Below are 24,199 nucleotides of genomic sequence, written 5' to 3'. Positions count from 1 at the left end.
CTCCACTTATCTCTATGAGTACAAGCAATAAAAGCCCTCAAAGTTGAGGGCTTTGTTATTTTTTTGTGTCGTTTTATGTGGTGGCTATTTCTTAGGACGCCAACTTAGTGCACTTGCAACAGCGCCGATGGCAATTACATCCTTTTTTTGTTCGCTAAGTTCAGGGAGCATCTGTACCGCAATGGTACCGTTCGTCTGCACAGCGGCAATTTCTTGTGTGCCTTCCTTAAAGCTATAACCCAATGGAATGTCTACCGCCATCATGGCGTCAGGACTAGTATGTACAGTTTTTACATTAAATTGGGTGCTACCAATACGCACTACGCCTGTCTCTTTTTTCTCAAAGCTGATGTCGATGAGAGCGGATTTTGGCTCCATCGCAAACTCACCGACTTTTTTACCATCTTGAGTAATGTCACAGGTGTAAGGATCATTCCCACCAAAATCGACGCCCATGTAGTTAACCGACATACCGCCTCCAGTGCAGTTCAAAAGCCAAGTTTCCCCGCTGTCGATACGAGTCACTTCTGCGCCCATTGAACCTTCTTTGAAAGAGATACGGTTAAACCAACTTGAGTTAGAAGCACTGCGTGAATACTTGCCTTTGTACTTACCAGCAAAATCAAAATGGCCATCCGCACCGAATCCCCAAAAATCACCGTCGGTTTTGATCAGCATTTCTGGTTGTGCTTTTACGGCATCAGTACGATCCATGACGGCTAGGCCACCACAACCAACAAGGAGCAAGGGAGCGAATAAAATAAGTTTCTTCATGTTTTTCATTGTTTATAGCTTGGTTACATCTAGGGTTTGGTCGGTGAATTGGATGTTCTGAATGTCGTACAACTCGTCAGTGCCTGTATTTGGGCACTCAACAGAAACGCTCTTTGCTTTGATAACAGTACATTCCGCCAGTTTGTGTGGCACGATATAGGTGTTGATACCGCCTTCACCATAAATGCTGTTGTCTTTGCTGTTGCCTTCAAAAGTATTGTTTTGATCATTACCGATCACATTCATCGCGTCGTCGCCAATGATCTTCACTTTTGTTAACCACTGAGATTTGTAGGTGTACGCTTCTATCAAACCGTCTTTGTTGGGAGCCATACGGAAGGTAGGTACTGTGCCTGGATTTGTCTTTTCTGTGTAGAGCTTGACGCCCGCAGAGTCGATATTCGCGGTATATTGCAAGTATCCGTGGAATAAGCCACTGATCCAATCAACGGCTTGTGGATCTTGGGTTTGCATTTCTTCACGCGTTAACGCTTGGTAGCCATCTAAACCATGTCCGTTTGCTTTTGCTACACCCATGTAAGCTTCAAAAGCGGCAGCAAAATATTCGTGAGAATATGAAGGGCCCGTTTGTTTAACACTTTCAGGATCGAAGTCGTCCGATTTCCAATCGTCCCAGTCATACTGAGTAGGGCGCCACACCGTCGGTTTGCCCGATTTAATATCGTTATAGATTGTTAACGCATGAGCTTGAATGTCATTTTGCAGTGCCGCAGTCTCCGTGTTAGGTGCAATACCTTGCGCTTGGACCAAGTGTAAAATTTCTTCAAAAGCGGCGTCTCGTTCGGCTTTTTTGCCAAGATTGGCGCAGTAATCGGCAAAATTACTCATGTAATGGCAATCGCCTTCAACTGTCAGTTCTCGATACATTAAAGATTGGCTATTCCTTAGCCAGTTTGGTGTTTCTTTACTAGTTACTAATGTTGACGCGATAGATGTGACAAGTGTATCCATATCATCTTCGCTAAGTACCATCATGCTTACAACAAACTTTTCTAGAGAACTCGTATCAAAAGAGTGTGCTAAGCCCGAGTTTGCAACTGCATCGTTCAATTTGTCTTGGCGAATCAGTTCGTTGATAAAGATTTTGGTTAACATCTCATCATTCTGTTCGTCGTTTTCGGTCAGCATTAGTGTGGCATCACGCTCGGCTAATGTCTTAGCGATACGAGACTTGTCAGCACCGTACTTAGAGTCTGGTTGGTTTGTGAGAAGGTGTTGGATGATTTTGGCTGCACGAAAGATTTTTTCATTATTCGCACCGTCATCAACAGCCACAATGTGAAATGTATCGTTGTTGTTTGCTTCGGAAAGGGAGATTTTCACATAGTGGGTGAAGCCAGCATCAGCAGCCACTTTTAACTTGGCTGGAAACTCTGTAGAAACGACAGTTGGGATTGTGACAGTGCTCAATGTTGGCATTGGTGGTGTTGGAGGTGTCGTTGTCGATGGTTTCGAATTAGATTCACTGCCGCCACAAGCAGTTAGACTTATCGCGCAAAATATGGCTAAAGGCGTTGATTTGGAATATCTCATTTCATGTTACTCGTAGACTTTATTAGAGCAAGAAACTTAGAAGCAACATAAAGTCCTGTCTATATAAGCAAACTAAGTCATATATGTTGATATTGTTTTTTGGTAAGACCTATTATTCGATATATTTAAAAACATAGTGGATTTTTATTCCGAATTTTATTTTCTATGTGAAGCTATATTCTGATAATGAATAAAACCTCAGGTTATTGCATGGCTTTAGGGGTATAGAATGATTAGGATTATCGTATATGTATGGTTTGTAAGCGTATGTAAGCCTGCGTTTTATTAAAATTATCATTTAAGTAGGTTGCGCAGTATAGGACGAGCGATATACTCCCTCCATCATATTGGTGGAGTAAATGATTCATGGTGGGTAATACAATCTTACTGATAGAAGACGACTCTGAGATTGCTCGATTAACCAAAATGTACCTCGAAGCCGAGGGGTATACGGTAACTGTCATCGATAACGGTCAAAATGCATTAGAAACGATTAGGGGACTCAAGCCTGACCTAGTGCTGTTAGATTTGATGTTACCAGGAAAGAATGGCGCAGAAATATGCCAAGAGGCGCGTAAGTTTTATCATGGTGTTATCATTGTTTTGACTGCGACCGATGATGAAATGAGCGAGGTGAGCTTATTTAAGTTCGGTGCTGATGATTACCTTACCAAACCGATAAAAGGCAATATCCTTCTCGCCCGTATTGAAGCAGCGTTGCGTCGCTATTGTCGTCAAGTTGATATCGTTGAAGAAGAAAAGCTGAGTCGATATGGCATTAGTCTTTGTCTTCGTCGCTCCCAAGCATTTTATTTGCAAAAAGATATTGGTTTAACGAGTTCTGAGTTTGAAATTTTAGAGCTCCTGATGCTGAATGTCGATAAGCCAGTATCTCGTGAATCATGTTGTCGTCTTGCCCGAGGCATTGAATACTGCATTACTGATCGTTCGATTGATATGCGTATATCCTCGCTAAGGAAGAAATTCTCCAAGGCTCATATCCATACGGCTACCATTAAAACCATACGTCACCACGGCTACATGCTGACAGGTAAATGACGCGTGTTTTCCCTGTTTACTCGTCTATATGTGGGGTTAGTAACCGGCCTTGCGCTGACAGTTGCTTTGTTTCTCTTTATAGGGGAAGAGTACATGCGCAAAACAGAAGTCGGTGTTTTTTTGAACGATGGTGCTTATTTTGTCGATCAATACATTGAGCAACGAGGCACTCCGGATTCTCTCTACAAGAAGTTAACCGAAAACGGCAAGCAAGATTTCTTTATCTTTGATTTAACATTGGTTGAAAACTGGGATGGATCACCGCCTTGTCGAGATTGTAATCTGCTGTACCGTATGCAAGGGATACCTGTTTATCTTATTGATGGCAGTACCTATGCTGCGGTATTCCCTTTGCCTAACACTTCGAAGAGTTTAGTTTTCAAAGAAAAAACGGATTTCTTTAGCCCACACGTTGATTGGAATGAAGATTCTGAGATTGTATTTATACTTACTCTACTTTTGGTTGTTGTATGCAGTTTAGGCATTATGGTTTACATACCTGTACGACGTCTTGACCGCCAAATTCGGCAACTAACGGCTGCGCAACAACAATTTGGTTCTGGTGAGTTGAATACGCGAGTCGAGCTAAAGCAATTTTCGCAACCCGTGAAAGAGCTCGCCCAAGGCTTCAACTGCATGTCTGAAGAGATTGAGAGACGAGTGCGCCAAACACACATCTTTACTCAAGCTATTCCTCATGAAGTGCGCACTCCGCTGAGTCGTATTCAGCTAGCGACGGATTTAGCTCGACGCACGAGTGGTGAAATGCAGGCAGAGTTACATGACGATATTGAACGATACGTTGATGTAGTGACGGATTTAACATCCGACATCGTCATGCTGTCTCGCTTGAGTGTGAAAAACCACTCATGGATCGATTCTGTTGAAACCATGGAACTGCCACTTTGGTGTAAAAGCCGCATGAATTACCTAGGCTTAGAGTCCGCCATGTTGAGAGCAGAAAATGAACTCGCGAACCAATTGATTCACTTTCAGCCTACTTTGGGTAACCTCGTCCTCGATAATTTACTGCAAAACGCCAAGCGTTACGGTGAATCCTGCGTTGAGGTGACGATTCGAACGGTAGCGGATTGCTGGAGCATCGATATTGAGGACGATGGTCCGGGCATCCCTGAGGCGATGCGAGAAGAAGTATTTATACCATTTTCGCGCTTAGACAAAAGCCGCAACGCCGACATGAAAGGCTTTGGTTTAGGGCTTGCCATCGCTACCAGTGCAGCGCGGCAACTGGGGTGGGAGCTTTCTGTCGGCGAGAGTCACTTAGGCGGCGCACGTTTTACGGTGCTTATTCCTGCCAACGGTTAGAGTAGGCACTGCGGTAGTCTGGCTCTGCGATACCTTCATACAAATCGTCACAAGCTTGCAGCGGACCTACGACGGTTCGGTAGGGTAGGACACCTGCCCAAACAGGGATGTCCATGTCTTCCGCATCGTCGTTGACGCCAAAATTGCTGATTTTCACTGATGCTTCTAGGAGTGGAATACGCAGCAGCATGGTGGCTTTGAGTTCTTTTTCATTACTCAAACGGACTTGTTCTGTTCTCCCCGGAGCGATCTGTTCAATAAAGTGATTCAGCAACCTGTCTTTCTCTTGGTTATCTTCCACCATCTCAAACTGGCCAAAGACCACAACACTGCGATAATGCGCACTGTGGTGAAACGCACTTCGAGCCAATACCCAACCATCAAACAAAGTAAAGGTTAAGCACGTTTGCACTCCTTGTTTGAGTGAGCGTAATAGTCGACTGTTGTTGGCACCATGGATATACACGTAATCATCGACACGCCATGCCAGCATAGGGATGACCACAGGGCCTGACTCGTTGGTTATCGCAATATGAGCGATTAGGCTTTCATCTATGATGGCGTGCAGTTTGCTAACATCAGAGACGGCTTTATGTGCGCCTTTCTTAATTTCCGTTCTATTGGTGTTGGATAGCATTTTCTCTCCTTGCTTGCTCACGATTACGAGCGATTTATCCTCATTCTTTGATTGCAATGTAGCGTTTAACTGGTAGCTTAAAGAGAGCCAGTTTTAACTAATGGATGGATCCAGTTTGTCTTTGATTGATATCGGTGACCTACATTTAAAAGACAGTGAAGGAACGCGTCAGCAAGCGTTGTTTTTGGCTATTCGCAAGAAAATTGTTCAAGGACTGTGGGTGAAGAATGGGAAGCTGCCTTCTACGCGGAAGCTTTCACAAGAGCTTAATCTAAGTAGGAATACCGTGATTTCTGCCTACGAACAGTTAGTGGCGGAAGGGTACTTGAACAGCCAAAAAGGTTCTGGCTTTTATGTTGCCGTAGAACTGCCAGAGCAGTACTTGCCTGAACCTAGTTCAGTTCAGAGAGACTCATCACCGAAAGCTCACTTTGATATCAACCGCGCATTTGCACCGGGTGTGCCGGATTTGGACGCATTTCCGATGGCGCAATGGCAAAAGTTACTCACTCGCCATATGTCTCGTACTTGCTTGTTGGGGAATCAAGATATTCAGGGTAGTTGGGCATTGCGCTGTGCTTTAGCTGGCTACCTCGCATCAAGCCGTTCAGTGAATTGTTCTCCAGAGCGCATTATTATTACCTCTGGGGCGCAGCAAGCGTTGTCGATTGCGACGATGGTAGTGCTCAAACAAGGTGATAAGGTTCTGATGGAGCAACCAGGTTACGCGCAAATGCGGAAGTTGATTCAGTTCCAAAACTATCAATTTGAGCCTTTGTTCGTAACAGAGAAATTAGGTTTTGATGTGGAAGCGGTGACCTCAAGCGATGCCGATGCGCTGTATATTACACCAAGTAATCAATATCCGATGGGTACCACACTCAATACCGAGCAAAGAGGAAAGATCATCAACTGGGCGGTCGAACAATCAAGTTGGATCATCGAGGATGATTATGACAGCGAATTTCAGTTTGCTCATCGTCCCTATACCAGCTTACAGGGGCTAGCAGCTCAAATGGGTCGAGATGATCGTGTGTTGTATGTGGGTTCCTTCAGTAAAGTGATGTTTAACGGATTGCGGCTTGGCTACCTTGTAGTTCCTGAACGTTCAGTAGAGCAATGCTTAGTGGTTAAGGATGCGTTAAGTGGTGATTCGCCGACGCATACACAAGAAGCATTGGCAGACTTTATTACTGAAGGTGGGTTATTACGTCATATTCGAAAAATGCGTCGACTGTACAAAACTAAGCATGAACAGATGCATGTATCCATTCAACAGCATTTTGGCGACCGTGTTTGCGTCGTTAGCCAAGCGGCGGGGCTTCATGTTACGTTGAAATGGCAAGACGGTATGGATGAGCAGCGTTTTATAAAACTAGCAGAGCATGAAGGGATCATCTTGCGACCTTTGAGCTATTATGAACACCCAGATTTTCAAGCACGTCACTGGCATGGTGCCGTGCTTGGTTACGGCAATATCGCGTTAGAGAACATAGACGCTGGTATCCAACGTTTAGCTCACATATTTCGAAATGGGAAGCGATGACTATTCAACTACACGTGTTTGTCGCTTATGTCGCCACTGTTTCCAAGGCAGTAAAAGTAGAGTAAAAATGCCAAGTGCATAAAACATTGACCAGCCTAAACATATAAAAACACCGGTACAAAGCAGTAGGGACAGTCCCGCAAGTGTTTTACCAAATCCTCGAAGCAATTTAAAAGCGGCTAACATCGCCAACATGTAAACCAGAACGAATACACTGTTTGCGAGTTTTAGGAAAAACTCCAGATCGAGCTGTGATAGGGTTCCTATCACACAAGATATCAATAATATACCGCCAACTAATATGGTGGCTGAGAAAGGGACACCACGACGCGAAATCTTGGCTAGTGGACTAGAAGGACGATGTTCCCGAGCTTGAGCCCAGACCATTCGCGCTAGGCTCTGTGTGTATAAGTTAACGCTCGCGAAACAAGCGGAGAAACCTATCAAGCTGATTATCCATTTGGCTCCATCGCCTAGTAGTTGGGCACTAAGCCAGGGGATGGATGCGTTATCAAATTGAGCGTTACCATACGCGCCAAATTTTAAAATAACGACAGAGCATGCCCAATAGGTAGCCCCTGCTACAAAACAACCGACCACAATGGCAATAGGGAAATCTCTTTGAGGGTTTTTGAACTCTTCCCCCATATGGGCAAAAGCCTCTATGCCAACAAAACACCAGAACATCACGCCTAACGCTGCGGTAATAGGCCAAATTGACTCTTGTGTGATGGCGGGCATCACAAGATCGGCGCTATTAACGTCGCCTTTCCATAAAAATGCGCCAACAAGTGCGAAGACACTCAAAGCAATAAGAGTTTGTAAATGACCTGATGATTTTGTGCCCATCAAGTTGACGAACACAAGAAGTACTACCGTGAGAACTTGTGCAAACAGATTGTTGCTAATAGGCTCTGGCAATATTTGTTGTAGAAAGCCTGCGGCGAGTGCAATCGCGGCCGGAACCCCTACCGGAATGACACTAACAAATAGCCAAGCGACACTACTTTCCAGCTTGGCGTTAAAGGCTTTGCGTACAAAAAAGGCTGTTCCGCCCGCGTTGGGGTATCGTTTACCCAGTTGAGCAAAAGTCAGCGCAATAGGACAAATCGCGATGAACAATAAAATCCAAGCCCATAGTGAAAAATGGCCAGCTATACCTGCTGCGATAGCCGGGATCATAAACAGCCCAGTTCCCATTAATGTGGTGGATAACTGTGCGATACCTGATGTGAGTGAAATGTCTTTTTTGAGCTCTTCCATGCGAATTGATTCATCCAATGTTATGAGGCTTATTACGAAAAAGCTTGTGGCTTCTGGTTATTTCGTTTTATGTGTTTAAGCGATGCTATTTATGTGCTGAGTACTTAAGTTGGGAATTTGATTTCAATGTGTTATCTATTTTCTGTTGAAATGGATAACAGCACTCATCTCATGCCCGCCAAATAGCATATCCAAAATGTTAATAACAAAATGATTTACTAAACCGTCAATATGACGGTTGTTTTAAATAATTCCAACAAAATGTTGGTTTCTTATGCAGTTAGAATCGGTATAGAATGAGAAAAATAAGGAAAGCTTGGTAACGGTATGGACAAGTTTGATCATAAGATTGTGGATCTGCTCAGGCACAACGCTCGGCTGTCGGTGACTGAAATTGCGGATAAAGTAAACCTTTCTCGTTCTGCGGTAACGGCCCGTATTCGTAAGCTAGAGCATGACAAAGTGATTCTAGGGTATCACGCTGAAATTGCACCTTCGGGTGGGGATTCGATTTGCGCCTATTTTGCCTTAAAGTTCGATAAATCAACCTCTACGTATTATTGCGAATCATACGCGGACGAGTTATACAAAATTGATGGCGTAAAATGGTGTCATGCGATCAGCGGTGAGACGGACATGATGGTTTTTGTCGAAGTGCCTACGATGGCTCGCTTGAACGAAATCAGAGATCAAATTCAACGATATCCAGAGCTTCGAAACCTGATGACTCATACCGTCTTAGCTGAATTCTTTAACACGACTGGGAACCTGTTTGTGAAGTGACCATGAATGGATGCCATGTTGAAAACCCTTCTGAGCGAATATGTTAAACAACATTAATTTGAATCTACTTAGATCCTTGCATGTACTTTTAGAGGAGTGTCATGTCAGCCGGACCGCAGACCGTTTGCACATTACGCAGTCTGCCGTCAGTCGACAGCTTGCACAATTGCGCGATCTGTGTGGTGACCCACTGCTTATTCGTCAAGGTAATCAACTGATACCAACGCCACGAGCAATAGCGTTAAAATCAAAGCTTGATGCATTACTGGCTGAGTTTGACCATTTACTCGATGACCAACCTTTTGAGCCGCGGCAGTGGCAAGGTGAGCTTGTTATTGCTTCTAGTGACTACGTGGCGCAATACGTATTGCCCGATATTGCCTCTCACTTGGGTGAACAAGCGCCACAGTTAGATATGGCGTACCGACTGTGGCAACCCAACTTTCTTGATAAACTTCATGAGACGGGCATCCATATCGCGTCTTCTATGTATCCAGAAAAACCACAGAGTGTGTCGAGCGTTAAAATTGGTGAGGATTCATCAGTTTGTTTGATGAAATCTTCTCATCCGTTAGCAAAGCAGGACCAGATCAGTATTGAAGACTTGATTTCATATTCACACATCAAAGTGACTGGCGGCGGAGACAAAGATTCCTACACTGATTTAGCATTGAAAGAGCTAGGGCACACCCGCCACGTTACCTTTAAGGTTCCATTCTTCTCTGCTGCGATCAATCGCTTAGTTGCAAGTGAGCACCTGATGGTGGCTCCTGAACATATTGCCGTTAACCTCGCTAAGCATTGGGACTTAACCCATAAAGCATTACCACTCGAAACACCTATTCATCAATATTGGTTAATGTGGCACCCCAAATACGACACGGATCCTGCGCATAAATGGGTGCGAGAAGAGATTCGCTCAGTAATGCAAATCTCTGAATATTCCATTCGCTAATACGTACACCGTTTAGCCATGACTTGAAGTCATGATTAGTATGAATAACTTTGATTTCTAATTATACCTCTTCCGTTGATAGAGTGAGCGTCAAAGAGGGGAGATTCTTATGACACTAACAGTTTGGTTATCACTTTTTACCGTGTGTTTATTAGGGGCTATGTCACCAGGTCCCAGTTTAGCTATTGTCGCTAAGCACTCGTTGGCTGGTGGACGTATCAATGGATTAGCTACGGCTTGGGCTCATGCGTTTGGCATTGGTATATATGCGTTTATTACCTTGATTGGGCTCGCTGTTGTTTTGCAGCAAAGCCCGATGCTGTTCAAGACGATTAGCCTTGTGGGTGCGGCATATCTTGCGTATTTAGGGTTTAATGCTTTGCGTTCAAAAGGTGGTGTGGCTGCGAAGTTGGAGTCAGGTGAGGAAACAACGGTAATCCAGTCTGCGCGAGAAGGCTTTTTTATCTCGATTTTAAGTCCCAAAATTGCTTTGTTTTTTATCGCATTATTCAGTCAGTTTGTCGCGCTCGGTAATGATTTGAGTAATCAGATGATCATTGTTGCCACGCCGTTTGTTGTGGATGGGCTTTGGTACACCTTTATTACCCTAGTGCTATCGAGCTCTAAAGTCGTTGACAGAATTCGCTCTAAGGCAGTGTTGATTGATCGTTTGTCAGGAGTAGTACTCATGCTGCTGGCTCTTAGAGTGGTCGTAACGGTATAGACAAGCTCGCAAGACAGAAATACTAAAAGCAGCCCGTGTGGCTGCTTTTTTGTCTACTCTCAGTAACCCTTACACAATTTACGTAATTCTGACGCTAAATGTTGCTAAAATTAATATTATCAATAGTGTTACTTTGGTTCATATTCTCATTTGCTGTGAAAGCTACTTTCCAACGCATTGTTATAATGAGAACGATAGCCACTTAACGTTAATACTAACAGTGTCGCATATTAAGTCGAGAGTGCTTTATTGGATAAAAACGGACTTTCCTCTTACTTACCCTATGAAAGGGGTAGAGACTTCATGACCGTTTAGAAGGTGAGAGCAATATGCAAAGAATAGTAGATTTAGCTCCAGTAGTAATTTTGACCAGTGTTTGCAGCGTTGCCTGGATATTCTTTTCAACAAAGAGCATTTGGGTGTTTTTTGAACTGTTTGTATTTACGATGCTTGGCTTTGGCCTTTTGTACGGGTTACTACAAAAGGCTGATCCTAAACACTTTGACTTTGTTTTAAATCACATCGATGAAATTAAGAAGGAAGGCAAAGATGCTTGCCTAAGCGGCGCTCCGAAAGAATCCAACCCATACTCTGGTGTCGATGGTGATTTATGGGAGGCTGGTTACACAGCCTCCTACAACAAAAAGATAAAGCAATAAACCGCTAGGTGCTTATTCAATATTGTGCTTTTCAAAAAAGCACCCTGCCATTTTAAGGACAGGGTGAAAGCAAGAAGTTTCTCAGGAGCGGTCGGGGGAGAGAAACTCATCTAAATCTTATTTACTTACCGGCGAACCTCTTCAAATTCACCTTCAATCGCATCTGCTTTACCTGTATTAAACTCATACTCTTCGTGCATTTCTCTCTGCATTTTCTTGACGCGCTTTTCAATACGTTTACCGGTAATTAATGCTGCGATGGTCAACGGAATCGCAATGATCAAGCTAAATACTAACGTAAAAAAGCCGGTAATCAGTGCTAGTGCAGTTACAATAATCCGATTCATAATCATGACCTCTCTGTAATTTATGTGCTCAGATTAATGCTGTGAACATGAACAAAACATGAATGCTGACGTTCAGTTTGTCCGGAGAGTGTCAAATGAATGAAACGAAAAAACGCCTGAGGGTGATCAGGCGTATAAACGGGGAAAAATATTAGTAATGCGCATGGCGCTTATTATTTAGAACAAATATGAGATATTGTCCGCTACGCTGTGTGGTTAACGTTGTGGAGCAATGTTCACCTATCGAGGGAATGTTTGGTAACGAACACCCATCATTTGTTCCATACAGTGCACAACTTGGCAGCTGTAACCGAATTCGTTGTCGTACCAGATGTAAAGTACACAACGCTTGTCTTGTGCGATAGTCGCTTGACCATCTACGACGCCTGCATGACGAGAACCAACTAAGTCAGTTGATACAATTTCTGTTGAATCGGTGTAGTCAATCTGTGCCGAAAGCTCAGAGTTCAACGCCATTTCACGCAAGTAATCGTTCAGTGAATCACGGTCTACGTCTTCACCTAAGTTTAGATTAGCGACTGCCATAGAAACGTTTGGTGTCGGTACGCGAATCGCGTTGCCTGTTAGCTTGCCTGCAAGCTCTGGCAATGCTTTAGCAACTGCTTTTGCCGCACCTGTTGAAGTCAGAACCATGTTTAGCGAAGCACTACGTCCGCGACGGTCACCAGAGTGGAAGTTGTCAATCAAATTTTGGTCGTTTGTGTATGAGTGCACGGTTTCAATATGGCCAGAAAGAACACCATATTTATCGTTCAGAGCCTTAAGGACTGGCGTGATTGCATTTGTTGTACAGCTTGCCGCAGAGATGATGGTGTCATCTTCTTTAATTACCGACTCATTTACACCGAATACAACGTTTTTGATGTCACCTTTACCTGGTGCTGTTAGCAGTACTTTCTCTGCGCCTTGACACGCTAAGTGTTGGCTCAGGCCTTCAGAATCACGCCAAACACCTGTGTTATCAACAACTAGCGCGTTATTGATACCGAAAGCTGAGTAATCCACTTCGCTTGGGTTATTTGCGTAGATGATTTGGATGTAGTTGCCGTTAACGATCAGTGCTTTACGCTCTTCATCGATAACAATACTACCGTTGAACTGACCGTGAACTGAGTCACGACGCAGCAAGCTAGCACGCTTCTCCAAATCGCCTTTTTTACCGCCACGAACCACAATCGCACGTAGTCTTAGTGGGTAACCTGGACCACTTTTCTCAATGAGAAGGCGAGTAAGTAGTCGACCAATGCGACCGAACCCGTAAAGAACCACATCACGCGCTTTCAATGAAGAATCTGCGTCGCGAGCACCATCAAGTGCAGTGATAAGGAAATCGTTTAGAGAGCTTGTATCGTCATGTTCATTCCAGTACATAGTTGCCAATTGGCCAACATCGACACGGCATGAAGAAATGCTCATTTCACAAAGCGCTTGAATAATAGGCATCGTGTGCTCAAGCGAAAGTGGGTTACCGGTATAACGTCTTGCAACGCGATGAGTTTTGAGAATGTCTATAGTAGTAGCATTAATAAGCGTTTTACCAAACAGAACCACTTCGATTCCTTTTTGACGATATAGCTTACCAATTAGAGGGGAAATAGATTCAGCAATCGTTTGGCTAGTTTGCCAGTCTTGGAGATATTTCTCTGGACTCATTGTTGTATTAGACCTTTCACGTTTTGGGGGCTAACCATACTCTCTGCTGTTGCCTCTTCGGCAGCGTGCAAGAGTGTGGTGGGTTATGTAATCGGGTTGTAATAGTTATGTGTGCGGATTCTAAGGTCGGAGTCCTTATTCTGCTAGGAAAATTAAATCCAGTGTAAAACACTACTTAAGGGGACGTTAGTGGTGGATTAATGTGACTAAAGCAGTGGTTTTCACGTATTGACATTTAGAAAGTAACTTACTTTTTTTGCGATGATAACGTTTGCTTTCAAATTAGTTTTGTTGACAAAAATGGATATTTTGCATTTTTGTGTGATTTGACTCGATAAGGCAACTCAATAGGTAAACATACAATAGATGATTTCCTGAAAAGTGATGCGACTCTTAGTTGTGAGTGAAACTTTATTGTTTGCATCCAACTTTAAGATCAAAAAATATGACTTGAATCACAATTGCCACTTCATTAGCCGATGATAAAACACTCACAATAACCATAATCTAAGTAGGTGAATGTTGTTTGAAAGTAACAATGTCGTATATGCCTTTCAATGCAAGAAACTAGTCTAATATTAAATAAACGGATGAAATCAACCATTAGGCTGATGGATGTTGAGATTATCAATAAAAACACGCTTAGCACTCCTCGCACTATTACCCGCTGTGGTAATAGTGGTGTTTGCAGTTCAGCAGTTTTCTGATAATGCGTTGCGCGTGAGCCGTCTCAATCAAACGGTTAGCAATATTCAAGGTTTCCAATTGATATCCAAGGCCTCCCACTTTATTTACTCCATAGAGAAAGTACGCCGACAGCCTGATCTTCAAGTCTCTGCAGCCATTAATATTGAAGAACAAGGTGAAGTTATTTCTTCTTTGCATCAAAAGTTTGTGAGTAACCCTAATACTGCTGAGTATGCTGATGAACTGAAAGAAGCCATGCTGGGGGTATTGTCAGGTAGATTGAGTGAGATGGACGACCTGGGTGATTGGGCATTTCAACAGCTCCAAAATATGTCGCGCTCTTTGTTGCAAAATCATCAATGGTATGGCAGTGACGATGGCATTCGCATGCAAAATTTTATTGCCTACCTTGCTCAGCTCTCTTTTTGGACACAGAAAGAAGCTTGGCTGACGAACCGTTTAGTCCAAGACCCTGAGAGTCGGCTAAGTCAAAGTATGTTTTATCAGGCGATTGACCGACAGCAGCAAAATTTGGATGCGTTTTTAAACTTAGGTGGGTCATACGAGCAAGTGGATAAATTGCTTGGCTTGTTTACTTCGCCGAGATATCAGAGAAACTTAGCGTCTCGCGGACAATTAATGTCAGGAGACATGTCACAAAGTGACTACGCCGCGTATTTAAAAGAACTCGATTTTCGTGTGCAGCGCTTACAAGTGCTCATTGATGGGTTCACCAAACAAACTGAGCAGTCGCTTCTCACGCAGGTTCATGAACAAAAGGCCAATATAGCGATGATCAGTTTTGGCGTCGCCTTAGTGGTTATCCTGCTTTGTTGGCTCGGATTTAGTACTTGGTTCCGAGTTAACAGCAAACTCGATGCGATCATTCATACTTTAAACGCGTTGATCAACTCCGAAGAGAAGCAAACAAAAGTCAAAGTTGATGGAAGTGATGAACTGACCATTTTTGCTCAGCAAGTGAATCGAGTGGTTGAAGAAATGCAGAGACAAACTGAAGAAATACTGCATGCAAAAGAGTCAGCAGTATCGGCTAATCGTGCAAAATCTGTGTTTCTTGCCAACATGTCACATGAAATACGCACGCCCCTTAACGGGATCATGGGCATGACAGAAATACTCTCTCAAAGTGAGTTGTCTTCGCATCAACAAGAAGTTGTTGATGACATTGACTCCTCATCTCAAACACTGCTTACTTTACTTAACGATATATTGGATCTCTCTAAAATCGAGTCTGGACGATTGGAGCTGTCACTAGTAGAAGCGGATATCCGAGAAGTCGTGTATCAGTCGGTGATTTTATTCCAATCCAAAGCAACATCTAAACAGCTAAAGTTAGGTATTAATTTAGCTGAAAATATCCCCATTCGCGTGATGGTCGATGATCATCGTGTCAAACAGGTAGTTACGAATCTGGTATCGAATGCGGTTAAGTTTACCGAAAGTGGGCATGTATGCGTTGATGTTAGTTATGAGGAATTACTTGAGAAAGAACGTGGAGTGCTGACGTTTAAAGTAGAAGATACCGGAATAGGCATTGATCAAGATAAGTTAACCACGATTTTTGAACCCTTTACTCAGGAAGATGAAGGAGTGTCGAGGCAATTTGGCGGTACAGGGTTGGGTTTGGCAATTTGTTGTCAGCTTGTGTCGATGATGGGGGGCAAGCTCGTAGCAACATCTACAAAAGGAGTGGGCACATGCTTTGAATTCTCGATTGAGGTTGAAGCAATTCCGGTGTTTGGCTGGCGTTCGGAGGTGATTAATAAAGGGCTTTTGATCTGCTCAAATTACGACTACGCCGACCAAGTATTAAAAGAGTGTCGCTTAGCGAAAATCAATCTCTTTGGTGTTGATAATGTGAATGAAGTGCAAGCGATAAATGATGACTTTGATGTCATATTTCTGTGCCACAGTGACGACGCTAATACCGATGAAATCTTGGATAATCTATCATTTAATTACGATCTTCGCCGTGTGATTATTTGCCAGCATCATTTATCCACTCCCTACGAAAATGCAGAAAAAGTACATGCCGTACTCACATTACCTTTCCTTGGCAATCGATTTAAGCATGTCATTGATGATTTAGCTAAGGTTGAAAAGACTATATCAAGTGACAATGTCACCAATAATGTTGTCAGCTCTGAATATCGAGCGTCGCGCTCTCATCGGAGGATCTTAATTGCGGAGGATAATTTGATGAACCAGAAAATAGCGAGTTTTTTTCTGGATAAAGCAGGTTATGACTATTTGATAACAAGCAACGGTCAAGAAGCGTTAGAAGCCATCACAAAGGGAGAAGAATTCGATGCAATTTTAATGGACTGCATGATGCCCGTGATGGATGGACTGACCGCGACGAAAGAAATTCGTCGTTGGGAAAAGAAAGCAGGACGTGAAAAAACGATGATTATCGCACTCACTGCGAGTGTTTTGGAAGAAGACATCCACAACTGTTTTGCGGCAGGCATGGATGCTTATTTACCTAAGCCGTATAAATCGAACCAGTTATTTGAGCTCTTTAGTGAATTAAAACTCGCCTAGCTAACATTTCAACTTAGACAAGGCCTCAAAACGATAAAGCCCCACTTCAGGGGCTTAGTTCTGATTATTCATTGTTGTGCGTTGGCTTGAGCGCCTGCGAGTTTGCGTATGGTTTGGCGATAGGTTAGGTATGCGGAAACACCAGCTAACAGGTTGCCGATACAAGCGCCTAAGAGTAAACCTCGGATTCCATCCATTTGAGCGCCAACCCACAAGCACGGTAGGAAAAAGACAAACAAGCGCAGCGCTGAAATAGTGAGCGCGGTGTAAGATTTGCCTAATGCATTACAAAGAGAAACCATTAGCATACAAACCCCTAATGAACCCAAACTGATCGGCACTATCAGTAAATGCATTTCCAAGACTTGCTCCACTTGCACATCACTTGTCATCAATAATGCGAGTGGATTTGCGACGGCAAATGTAATGGCAGCAATCAAAAGTTGGAAACCTAGAATGAATTTTACGGCAATACTGACGAGCCTTTGGATATCTTCATAGTTCTTTGCTCCAAGTAAGCGTCCAACCATTGGAGGCATAGACATTGTCAGCGCCAAGACCGAAACGATAGCAAAGAACTCATAGCGTGAACCAAGCGCCCAAGCGGCGACTGCTGCGGTTCCAAAGCTTGCCAATAATTTTGTTGCTAGCATGGAAGACAACGGTGGCAGCAGTTGGCTAATCATCGCAGGGCCCATAATGTTACCGATAGATGCAACACTTTTGGCTACGTTAAGATCTTGCCATTGTGTCGTTGCCCAGTGATTCTTTTTCACGCGAGGAGCGACGACTAAAATACCAAACCCAAAAGCGACGATGGTTGCTATTGCCGCTCCGTTAATACCCAAGTCAAACGTGAAAATAAATAGCGGGTCGAGCACAAGGTTCACGCCGCTGGTTATCATCATCATTGTGCCAGGTAACATTGTATTGCCATTAGCTCGGCAGATACTGTAATAAAAATACAAAACCGCACCAGTCCATGAGCTTAATAACCACCAAGGCCAGTAACTGTCGATTATCGGCATAACAGATTCTGGAGCGCTTAATAGAGCTAAAATGGGGTAGCGCAAAAGCCAAATTAGCCCGCCAAAAATAGCGACACCAATTGAGCCGATCATCAATACTAATCCGCCAAGTTGTTTGGCATACCGACTTTCATTCGCCCCAAGAGCTTTAGAAATGACCGCTGTCGTTGCGATCCCTAGACCGACTTGAATGCCGATAATGACCATTTGCAAAGGCAGAGTGAAACCTTGAGCGGCTAACGGTAAAACGCCGAGCTGACCGATAAACGCGCTATCCACAAGCTGAAAGCTCATTAAAGACAGAACGCCAAAAAGCATTGGCCAGGTCATCGTAAATAATTGTTTTGCAAGCGTTGGTTGTGTACTTGTCGTAGTTGAAGACATAGAAAGCTGAATGCGTTAGGAATAAGAGTTAGATTGATTGTACACGGCGGTTAGTTTAGAGACAAAAATAAACCCCGAGGAAGATATTCTTGCTCGGGGTTCGAAAATCTAGCTTACGCGTTTATTTTTTGCCGCTAGTTTGCTTGTCTTCTTCAGTCAGCTCACGAATGCGACGGCTGATGTCACGACGTGCTTTAGAGATCTCAGCGCTTTTAATGATGTGGTCATCAACACGATCTTCATAGTCTGCTTTCATATTTTTGATGATTGCGACGATTTCATCGTGAGTCATTTCTGGTTTGATGTAGTCTAGAAGGTTTTCTAGAAGATCAACACGTTTACGGTTATCACGAACTTTCTTCTCGTTATCAAGAAGCTCACGTTTTAGTTTGTTTTTACGACGAGCTTGGTTAACGATTTCAAATACGCTACTCATAGTTCTCTTTCCTAATTTTATGAATATCTTCCTCGATTAAAGCACAACATCCAGTGGCATAACAGTCTTTAGATCAATAGCAATGCAGAGTTGAACATTTCTCAACCAATTGCGCTGTGTCCATATAATCGTGCTGCTTTCTTCGAGTTTTGGCCAACATCGTAGAATCCATCGATTAATTGTCATAACGTGGCCTTCACTATATTATCAACACCATTGAATGCAAAATGATGAACTTGATATGGACTCTGGTAACACTGCGGAGCAAGTAAATAGTCAAGATAATGAGCAAGTCACTCGCTCTGTGGCTGAAAAGTTAAAAACGGCGTATATCAACGCCCGTGAGCAACTCGAAATCATCGAAGTTGAGCTTAATCGTTCAAAAATAATGATGGTCGACCAAGATGGCAATTTGACGAGAGTGCCGATTCTCTCGGAGCATTGATACCTGACCCTATTCGTAAGGGGTGTCAGGTCTTACGCTATGCTTTAGCCTGACACCAACACCTGAACCGCTAACGCTTCTTGCACTGCTGTGTGAATTTATGGAGTATGATTTCGAAGCGATTTAGGTACAAAGTCAAATGCAAAAATAATAAGGAAATGCATTATGAAAGTTGAGCTAACGGCAATTGAAGCACGAGTTATTGGTTGCTTGATCGAAAAAGAAGTCACTACCCCAGATCTTTACCCCCTCAGCCTAAACGCATTAACCAACGCGTGTAATCAAAAAAGCAACCGTGATCCCGTGATGTCACTCTCTGAGTCAGACGTTCTCGATGCCGTTGATGCTCTTATTGAGCGCAGGCTCGTCAGTGACGAAAGTGCGTTCAACAGCCGCGTCAGCAAGTATCAACACCGTTTCTGTAATACGGAATTTGGTGATTTAAAGCTGACAGAGCAGGAGAAAGGCATTGTATGCTGTATGCTTTTGCGCGGTGCTCAAACACCTGGGGAAATTCGTACTCGTACTAATCGTCTCGCGACATTTCATGATGTAAAAGAAGTGGAAACGGTCCTTGAGCATTTAGCAAGCGAAGAGAAAGGACCATTAGTGGTCAAATTACCACGTGAGGCTGGTAAGCGGGAGTCGCGTTATATGCATTTGTTCTGTGGTGATGTTGATGCGTCCGAACTTGCAGCGCCTGTGTCTGCTGCAAGATCGAGCTCCGATCGAGTAAGTCAGCTAGAGCTCGAAGTCGCTCAGCTGAAAGAAGAGCTGGATGAATTAAAAGCTAAGGTTGAGTCACTGCTTTCATGATGGAAAATACAACGCAGCGTTGGAGTGTCTACCTGATACGAAATAACCGCAACGCGTTGTATTGTGGTGTTACCAATGATGTTGAACGAAGATTCAATCAGCACCAAACCGGAAAAGGAGCTAAAGCTTTGAAGGGAAAAGGCCCTTTGATATTGGAATGGTCATCGGATTTTGAGTCAAAGACGCTTGCCATGCGAGCAGAGTACTATATTAAGCAACTAACTAAAGCGAAAAAAGAGCTGCTCGTTATGTCAAAAGCAAATATTGTCGTCGACGAACATCAACAAATGATGTTAGAGATAGTGGCACTCTGATAAGCCCTTGCTACGCAAAGATACACGGAAACCGCCTATGTCACATTGGCGGTTTCTTTTTGTTTTTGGAGTACCATGTAGGAATAAACTGACGCATAATGGGCTGGTGTTCTGTTTAAAGGGCCTGAATATGAAAAGCGCGAAATGTCTCTACGTTATCGAGACAAAGGAAGCGACTCAATGTACTTTCATTTGCATCCACTCAGACCAAGAACTAATTTACTATTGAAACAGGCACTAAGAGGAAGGTAGATTACAAGAGTATAGGATGACTCGGCTAGGTAATGAATAGAGCTGAATTAGGCTCATAAAAAAGCTAAAAGAGCAGTAGATGAAAAAAGCGTTAGTATTCTCCCTGATTTCAATGGCCGCTTTTGCGCCGAATGTGCAGGCCACCCAAGTTCTTAATGGGTATTGGGCATATCAAGAGTTTTTAGACCAGTTTCCACAACAGAAGCAGTTAACTAGTGCGTTGGCTGAAGTGGTAAGAGAAACCCCTGTACCCGTAGCAAAAGACAAAAAGCGTCCACTGAAAATTTCTGTTGTTTATCCAGGGCAGCAGATCTCTGATTATTGGATTCGAAACATCGATGCGTTTGAAAAACGCCTAGATAAGCTTGATATCGACTATCAACTAAATCAAGTGTTTACTCGTCCTAATGCAGATATAAAGCAGCAAAGTTTGTCTTTAATGGAGGCGCTGAAAAGCAACTCCGATTACTTGATCTTTACTCTAGATACCACAAGACATCGTAAGTTTGTTGAGCATGTCTTAGATTCAAAGAAAACCAAGTTAATTTTACAAAATATCACCACACCTGTTAGGGATTGGGAACATCATCAGCCGTTTCTTTATGTTGGTTTCGACCACGCAGAAGGAAGTCGTGAATTGGCCGTTGAGTTTGGCAAGCGTTTCCCTAAACATAGCCACTATAGTGTTCTCTACTTCTCAGAGGGCTACATTAGTGACATCAGAGGCAACACTTTTATCAACCAAGTGAACCGCGATAATCAATTTGAACTACAATCTGCTTACTACACCAAAGCAACAAAGCAATCTGGGTATGAAGCTGCAAAAGCCAGTTTGGAGAAGTATCCGGACGTTGACTTCATTTACGCGTGTTCTACCGATGTAGCATTAGGTGCTGTTGACGCTCTTAAAGAGTTAGGTCGTGATGATGTCATGATCAATGGTTGGGGCGGCGGTTCAGCAGAGTTAGAGACGCTTTCTAAAGGGGAGTTAGACGTTACCGTTATGCGTATGAACGATGATACAGGTATTGCAATGGCTGAGGCCATTAAGTGGGATTTAGAAGGAAAGCCAGTTCCCACCGTTTACTCTGGTGATTTTGAAGTCGTTACCAAATCGGACTCTCCAGAAAGAATTGAAGCATTAAGAAAACGTGCATTTAGATACTCAGATAATTGATGACAACTACATCAAAAACAAGAAAGCGTCGCTCACTGTCGACGCTTATTACCAAAATAATTATTCTCGTACTTGCTCCGATCATTCTAGGCATCTTTGTTCAGAGTTATTACTTCTCGAAGCAGATTATTTGGCAGGAAGTCGACCGAACCAAGCAGCAGACCTCTGCCCTGATCCTGAACATTTTTGATAGCCATTTTGCAGCGATTCAGATTCATCACAACAGCAATTCGAAAGGTGATGTTGTATTGGATTTTTATACAGAACGTGATGAAGAGGCACTCAATTACTTTTTCATGAGTATTGACCAGAGTGATCCTTCCCATACACCAGAGTTTCGTTTCCTAACCGATCATCAAGGTATTATTTGGGACGATGGTAACGCGCATTTCTATGGCATCAACAATCTGATACTTAGCCGACTTGCCAGTCAGGTGACCTTTAGCAACAACTGGTATTATCTACCCTCACAGACCCCGATGGGAACTCGCCATCTGTTACTTCGTCGCGTACCCGTTTTACAACCTAAAACCGGTGAAGTGATGGGGTACTCTTACAATGTTGTTGTTTTAGATAATAACTTTGGGTTGATGGAAAGGTTAAAAAATGAAGGCAACGTCGACAATGTTGTGTTGGTCGCTAACAACACACCATTGGCAAGCTCATTAGTAGGAGATGAGGCTTATCAAATATTTGACGTACTCAAACGACGAGAGTCCCAGCACAAGCTTGACCAATTATTGATCATCAAAACCCCTATTGAGGTAAATGCCGCCGAGACTGACTTGTGCTTGCTTACTGTGCAAGACAATCAGAGCGTGGTGACATTGCAAATCCAACACCTGCTAGCAATGCTAGCCTCAGTTATCGGTATGGTCATGATTGCGCTGATGACTAAAGAATGGATCGAGAATCGAGTAGTTGAAGAGTTAGGATCCCTGATGGCATATACCCGCTCGGCTCGTGAAGAAAAAGGATTTGAGCGTTTTGAGGGGTCAGATATTGAGGAATTCGATCATATTGGTTCGACACTAGAAAACACTTTTGAAGAGCTTGAAGCACAAAAGCGCTCTTTCCGCGACCTGTTTAACTTTGCGTTATCTCCTATTATGGTGTGGTCTGAATCGGGTGTGCTTGTCCAAATCAATCCGGCAGCACGCAAAGAGTTAGTCATGGAAAACGATGTTGAAACCATGCACCCAGTGTTCAAAGGTTTCAAAGAAAAGTTGATGCCACACCTTCGCATGGCGGCTCAGGGAGCTACGTTGACAGGCGTTAATGTGCCAATTGGAGACAAAGTATATCGCTGGAACTTATCGCCGATTCGAGTTGATGGAGATATTAGCGGTATTATTGTTCAAGGTCAGGATATAACCACACTTATTGAGGCGGAAAAACAGAGTAACTTGGCGCGCAAAGAAGCGGAAAAATCTGCTCAAGCCCGTGCCGACTTTCTGGCTAAAATGAGCCATGAGATCCGAACGCCAATCAATGGAATTTTAGGGGTTGCTCAATTGCTAAAAGACTCTGTGGAAACAGAAGAGCAGAATAACCAAATTGACGTACTTCGGCATAGTGGTGAGCACTTACTTGCTGTTTTGAATGATATTTTGGACTTTTCGAAAATTGAGCAGGGTAAGTTTAATATCCAAAAGCACCCGTTTTCTTTCACTGATACAATTCGAACGTTAGAAAACATTTATCGTCCTATTTGTGAAAGTAAAGGCGTCAACCTTGTCATTGAAAACAAAATAGATCCCAATGTTGAAATCTTTACTGACCAAGTTCGTCTGAACCAAATTTTATTCAACCTAGTCAGTAATTCTGTGAAGTTTACGCCCTCGGGTAGCGTGCGCTTGCATGCGGAACTGGAGCAGTTCTATGGCGCTGACAATAGCGTGCTGGTCGTGGAAATTACGGATACAGGTATCGGCATCGAGTCTGACAAACTCGACCAAATGTTCGAACCTTTTGTTCAAGAAGAAGCAACAACGACTCGAGAATACGGCGGCAGTGGCTTAGGGCTGACCATTGTGAAGAGCCTTGTCGACATGCTGGAAGGTGATGTTCAAGTCCGCAGTCAGAAAGGCTTAGGAACGACTTTTGTCATTACAATGCCAGTGAAAGATCGTGAGCGAGTACTCACCCCTCTTGATTCGAGTTTGCGAGTTAAGCCAGGTGAACTATTTGCAGAGAGTCTCAAAGTGTTGTTGGTAGAGGATAACCATACTAACGCATTCATTCTAAAAGCGTTTTGTAACAAGTACAAAATGCAGGTTGATTGGGCGAAAGATGGGTTAGAAGCAATGGAATTCTTAAAAGATCATACTTACGATTTGATACTGATGGACAACCAACTTCCGCATCTTGGTGGAATTGAAACGACCAAAGAGATCCGACAAAAGCTAAAACTAGGCACGCCAATTTATGCGTGTACTGCTGACACCGCGAAAGAAACCAGTGACGCCTTTATGGAATCGGGTGCGAATTACGTGCTTCTCAAGCCGATTAAAGAAAATGCGCTCCATGAAGCATTTGTGGATTTTAAGCAGCGGTTCTTAGTCGAGCGAACATGAATAATTGGCTCACTACGGGATAACCCAATTATTCATTATCTGAAAAGCACAACACCATGACTGTGGGTTGTGCTTTTTTGTATCTGACCCTTTTACTCTTATACAAATCAGACTTTTCAGACTTTTCAGACTTTATTGGTCTCGACGTTTGTTGTGTACATCGCAGCATTTCAAATTCAAACATAGTGTTGTATTACTTAGATTTCTGCCCCTTCACT

The 24,199-nt window shown here is 43.3% G+C and carries 21 protein-coding genes; 13 read left to right on the top strand and 8 right to left on the bottom strand.

Features of this window, described 5'->3' with window-relative positions; all coding sequences use genetic code 11:
- Positions 1-84 precede the first annotated feature (84 nt).
- A complete protein-coding gene (locus R7190_RS08395) occupies positions 85-774 on the bottom strand; it encodes a hypothetical protein (protein WP_186585458.1) in 690 nt (229 codons plus the stop codon).
- Positions 775-786: 12 nt separating this feature from the next.
- Positions 787-2,328, bottom strand: a complete 1,542-nt coding sequence (locus tag R7190_RS08390; protein WP_186585457.1) for a hypothetical protein — start codon at positions 2,326-2,328, stop codon at positions 787-789.
- Positions 2,329-2,694: 366 nt separating this feature from the next.
- Here R7190_RS08390 and R7190_RS08385 point away from each other — a divergent pair, with 366 nt between their 5' ends.
- Together R7190_RS08385 and R7190_RS08380 are read left to right on the top strand one after the other, a co-directional pair.
- Positions 2,695-3,387: a response regulator transcription factor gene (locus R7190_RS08385; protein WP_171342616.1), complete on the top strand. Its 693-nt coding sequence runs from the start codon at positions 2,695-2,697 to the stop codon at positions 3,385-3,387.
- Between the two features lie 3 nt (positions 3,388-3,390).
- Positions 3,391-4,713: an ATP-binding protein gene (locus tag R7190_RS08380; protein ID WP_171342615.1), complete on the top strand. Its 1,323-nt coding sequence runs from the start codon at positions 3,391-3,393 to the stop codon at positions 4,711-4,713.
- Here R7190_RS08380 and R7190_RS08375 read toward each other — a convergent pair.
- Positions 4,694-5,350 carry a pyridoxamine 5'-phosphate oxidase family protein gene (locus R7190_RS08375; protein WP_005373620.1) on the bottom strand — a complete coding sequence of 219 codons (657 nt, stop codon included), beginning with the start codon at positions 5,348-5,350 and terminating at the stop codon, positions 4,694-4,696. The two genes, R7190_RS08380 and R7190_RS08375, sit on opposite strands and share 20 nt — an antisense overlap.
- A gap of 100 nt (positions 5,351-5,450) precedes the next feature.
- Between R7190_RS08375 and R7190_RS08370 the strand changes: the two genes are divergently transcribed.
- Positions 5,451-6,896 carry a PLP-dependent aminotransferase family protein gene (locus tag R7190_RS08370; protein WP_054574585.1) on the top strand — a complete coding sequence of 482 codons (1,446 nt, stop codon included), beginning with the start codon at positions 5,451-5,453 and terminating at the stop codon, positions 6,894-6,896.
- Here the strand turns inward: R7190_RS08370 and yjeH are convergent, their stop codons facing one another.
- On the bottom strand, positions 6,897-8,159 hold the full coding sequence (yjeH, locus tag R7190_RS08365) for an L-methionine/branched-chain amino acid transporter (RefSeq protein ID WP_017635168.1): 1,263 nt from the start codon (positions 8,157-8,159) through the stop codon (positions 6,897-6,899).
- Positions 8,160-8,486: 327 nt separating this feature from the next.
- On the opposite strand from yjeH, the gene R7190_RS08360 reads away from it, so the two are divergent.
- The 4 genes from R7190_RS08360 (at position 8,487) to R7190_RS08345 (ending at position 11,280) form a co-directional block, all read left to right on the top strand.
- Positions 8,487-8,942 carry an Lrp/AsnC family transcriptional regulator gene (locus R7190_RS08360; RefSeq protein ID WP_005373615.1) on the top strand — a complete coding sequence of 152 codons (456 nt, stop codon included), beginning with the start codon at positions 8,487-8,489 and terminating at the stop codon, positions 8,940-8,942.
- Positions 8,943-8,982: 40 nt separating this feature from the next.
- Positions 8,983-9,897: a LysR family transcriptional regulator gene (locus R7190_RS08355; RefSeq protein ID WP_017819875.1), complete on the top strand. Its 915-nt coding sequence runs from the start codon at positions 8,983-8,985 to the stop codon at positions 9,895-9,897.
- Positions 9,898-10,006: 109 nt separating this feature from the next.
- Positions 10,007-10,621: a LysE family translocator gene (locus R7190_RS08350; RefSeq protein ID WP_005373611.1), complete on the top strand. Its 615-nt coding sequence runs from the start codon at positions 10,007-10,009 to the stop codon at positions 10,619-10,621.
- 329 nt (positions 10,622-10,950) lie between these two features.
- Complete coding sequence (locus tag R7190_RS08345) at positions 10,951-11,280, top strand: hypothetical protein (protein ID WP_005373609.1); 330 nt, start codon at positions 10,951-10,953, stop codon at positions 11,278-11,280.
- A gap of 125 nt (positions 11,281-11,405) precedes the next feature.
- Here R7190_RS08345 and R7190_RS08340 read toward each other — a convergent pair whose 3' ends face one another.
- Positions 11,406-11,627: a hypothetical protein gene (locus tag R7190_RS08340; protein ID WP_005373607.1), complete on the bottom strand. Its 222-nt coding sequence runs from the start codon at positions 11,625-11,627 to the stop codon at positions 11,406-11,408.
- 240 nt (positions 11,628-11,867) lie between these two features.
- Positions 11,868-13,301, bottom strand: a complete 1,434-nt coding sequence (locus R7190_RS08335; protein WP_005373606.1) for a glyceraldehyde-3-phosphate dehydrogenase — start codon at positions 13,299-13,301, stop codon at positions 11,868-11,870.
- A gap of 615 nt (positions 13,302-13,916) precedes the next feature.
- Between R7190_RS08335 and R7190_RS08330 the strand changes: the two genes are divergently transcribed.
- Positions 13,917-16,553: an ATP-binding protein gene (locus tag R7190_RS08330; RefSeq protein WP_171342614.1), complete on the top strand. Its 2,637-nt coding sequence runs from the start codon at positions 13,917-13,919 to the stop codon at positions 16,551-16,553.
- Positions 16,554-16,621: 68 nt separating this feature from the next.
- On the opposite strand, the gene R7190_RS08325 is transcribed toward R7190_RS08330, so the two are convergent.
- Together R7190_RS08325 and R7190_RS08320 are read right to left on the bottom strand one after the other, a co-directional pair.
- The gene (locus tag R7190_RS08325) at positions 16,622-17,965 is read right to left on the bottom strand and encodes an MATE family efflux transporter (protein WP_025767935.1); all 1,344 of its coding nucleotides are present in this window, start codon (positions 17,963-17,965) and stop codon (positions 16,622-16,624) included.
- 121 nt (positions 17,966-18,086) lie between these two features.
- Positions 18,087-18,401 (bottom strand): DUF496 family protein, encoded by a 315-nt coding sequence (locus R7190_RS08320; protein WP_005373603.1) that lies wholly within the window; start codon positions 18,399-18,401, stop codon positions 18,087-18,089.
- A gap of 220 nt (positions 18,402-18,621) precedes the next feature.
- Between R7190_RS08320 and R7190_RS08315 the strand changes: the two genes are divergently transcribed.
- The 5 genes from R7190_RS08315 (at position 18,622) to luxQ (ending at position 23,981) form a co-directional block, all read left to right on the top strand.
- Complete coding sequence (locus R7190_RS08315) at positions 18,622-18,846, top strand: hypothetical protein (protein WP_005385630.1); 225 nt, start codon at positions 18,622-18,624, stop codon at positions 18,844-18,846.
- Positions 18,847-19,011: 165 nt separating this feature from the next.
- A complete protein-coding gene (locus R7190_RS08310) occupies positions 19,012-19,662 on the top strand; it encodes a YceH family protein (RefSeq protein ID WP_053349266.1) in 651 nt (216 codons plus the stop codon).
- Positions 19,659-19,976, top strand: a complete 318-nt coding sequence (locus R7190_RS08305; RefSeq protein ID WP_053349265.1) for a GIY-YIG nuclease family protein — start codon at positions 19,659-19,661, stop codon at positions 19,974-19,976. Before R7190_RS08310 ends, R7190_RS08305 begins: the two co-directional genes overlap by 4 nt.
- A 331-nt stretch (positions 19,977-20,307) precedes the next feature.
- A complete protein-coding gene (locus R7190_RS08300) occupies positions 20,308-21,405 on the top strand; it encodes an autoinducer 2-binding periplasmic protein LuxP (RefSeq protein ID WP_318137537.1) in 1,098 nt (365 codons plus the stop codon).
- Positions 21,405-23,981, top strand: a complete 2,577-nt coding sequence (gene luxQ / locus R7190_RS08295) for a quorum-sensing autoinducer 2 sensor kinase/phosphatase LuxQ (protein ID WP_186585453.1) — start codon at positions 21,405-21,407, stop codon at positions 23,979-23,981. The genes R7190_RS08300 and luxQ overlap by 1 nt, the downstream gene beginning before the upstream one ends.
- The last annotated feature ends 218 nt before the right edge of the window (positions 23,982-24,199 follow it).

It is taken from the genome of Vibrio sp. 1078-1 (assembly GCF_033340475.1).
The sequence above is the reverse complement of the archived record's forward strand: the minus strand, read 5'-3'. Positions and strand labels throughout refer to the sequence as shown.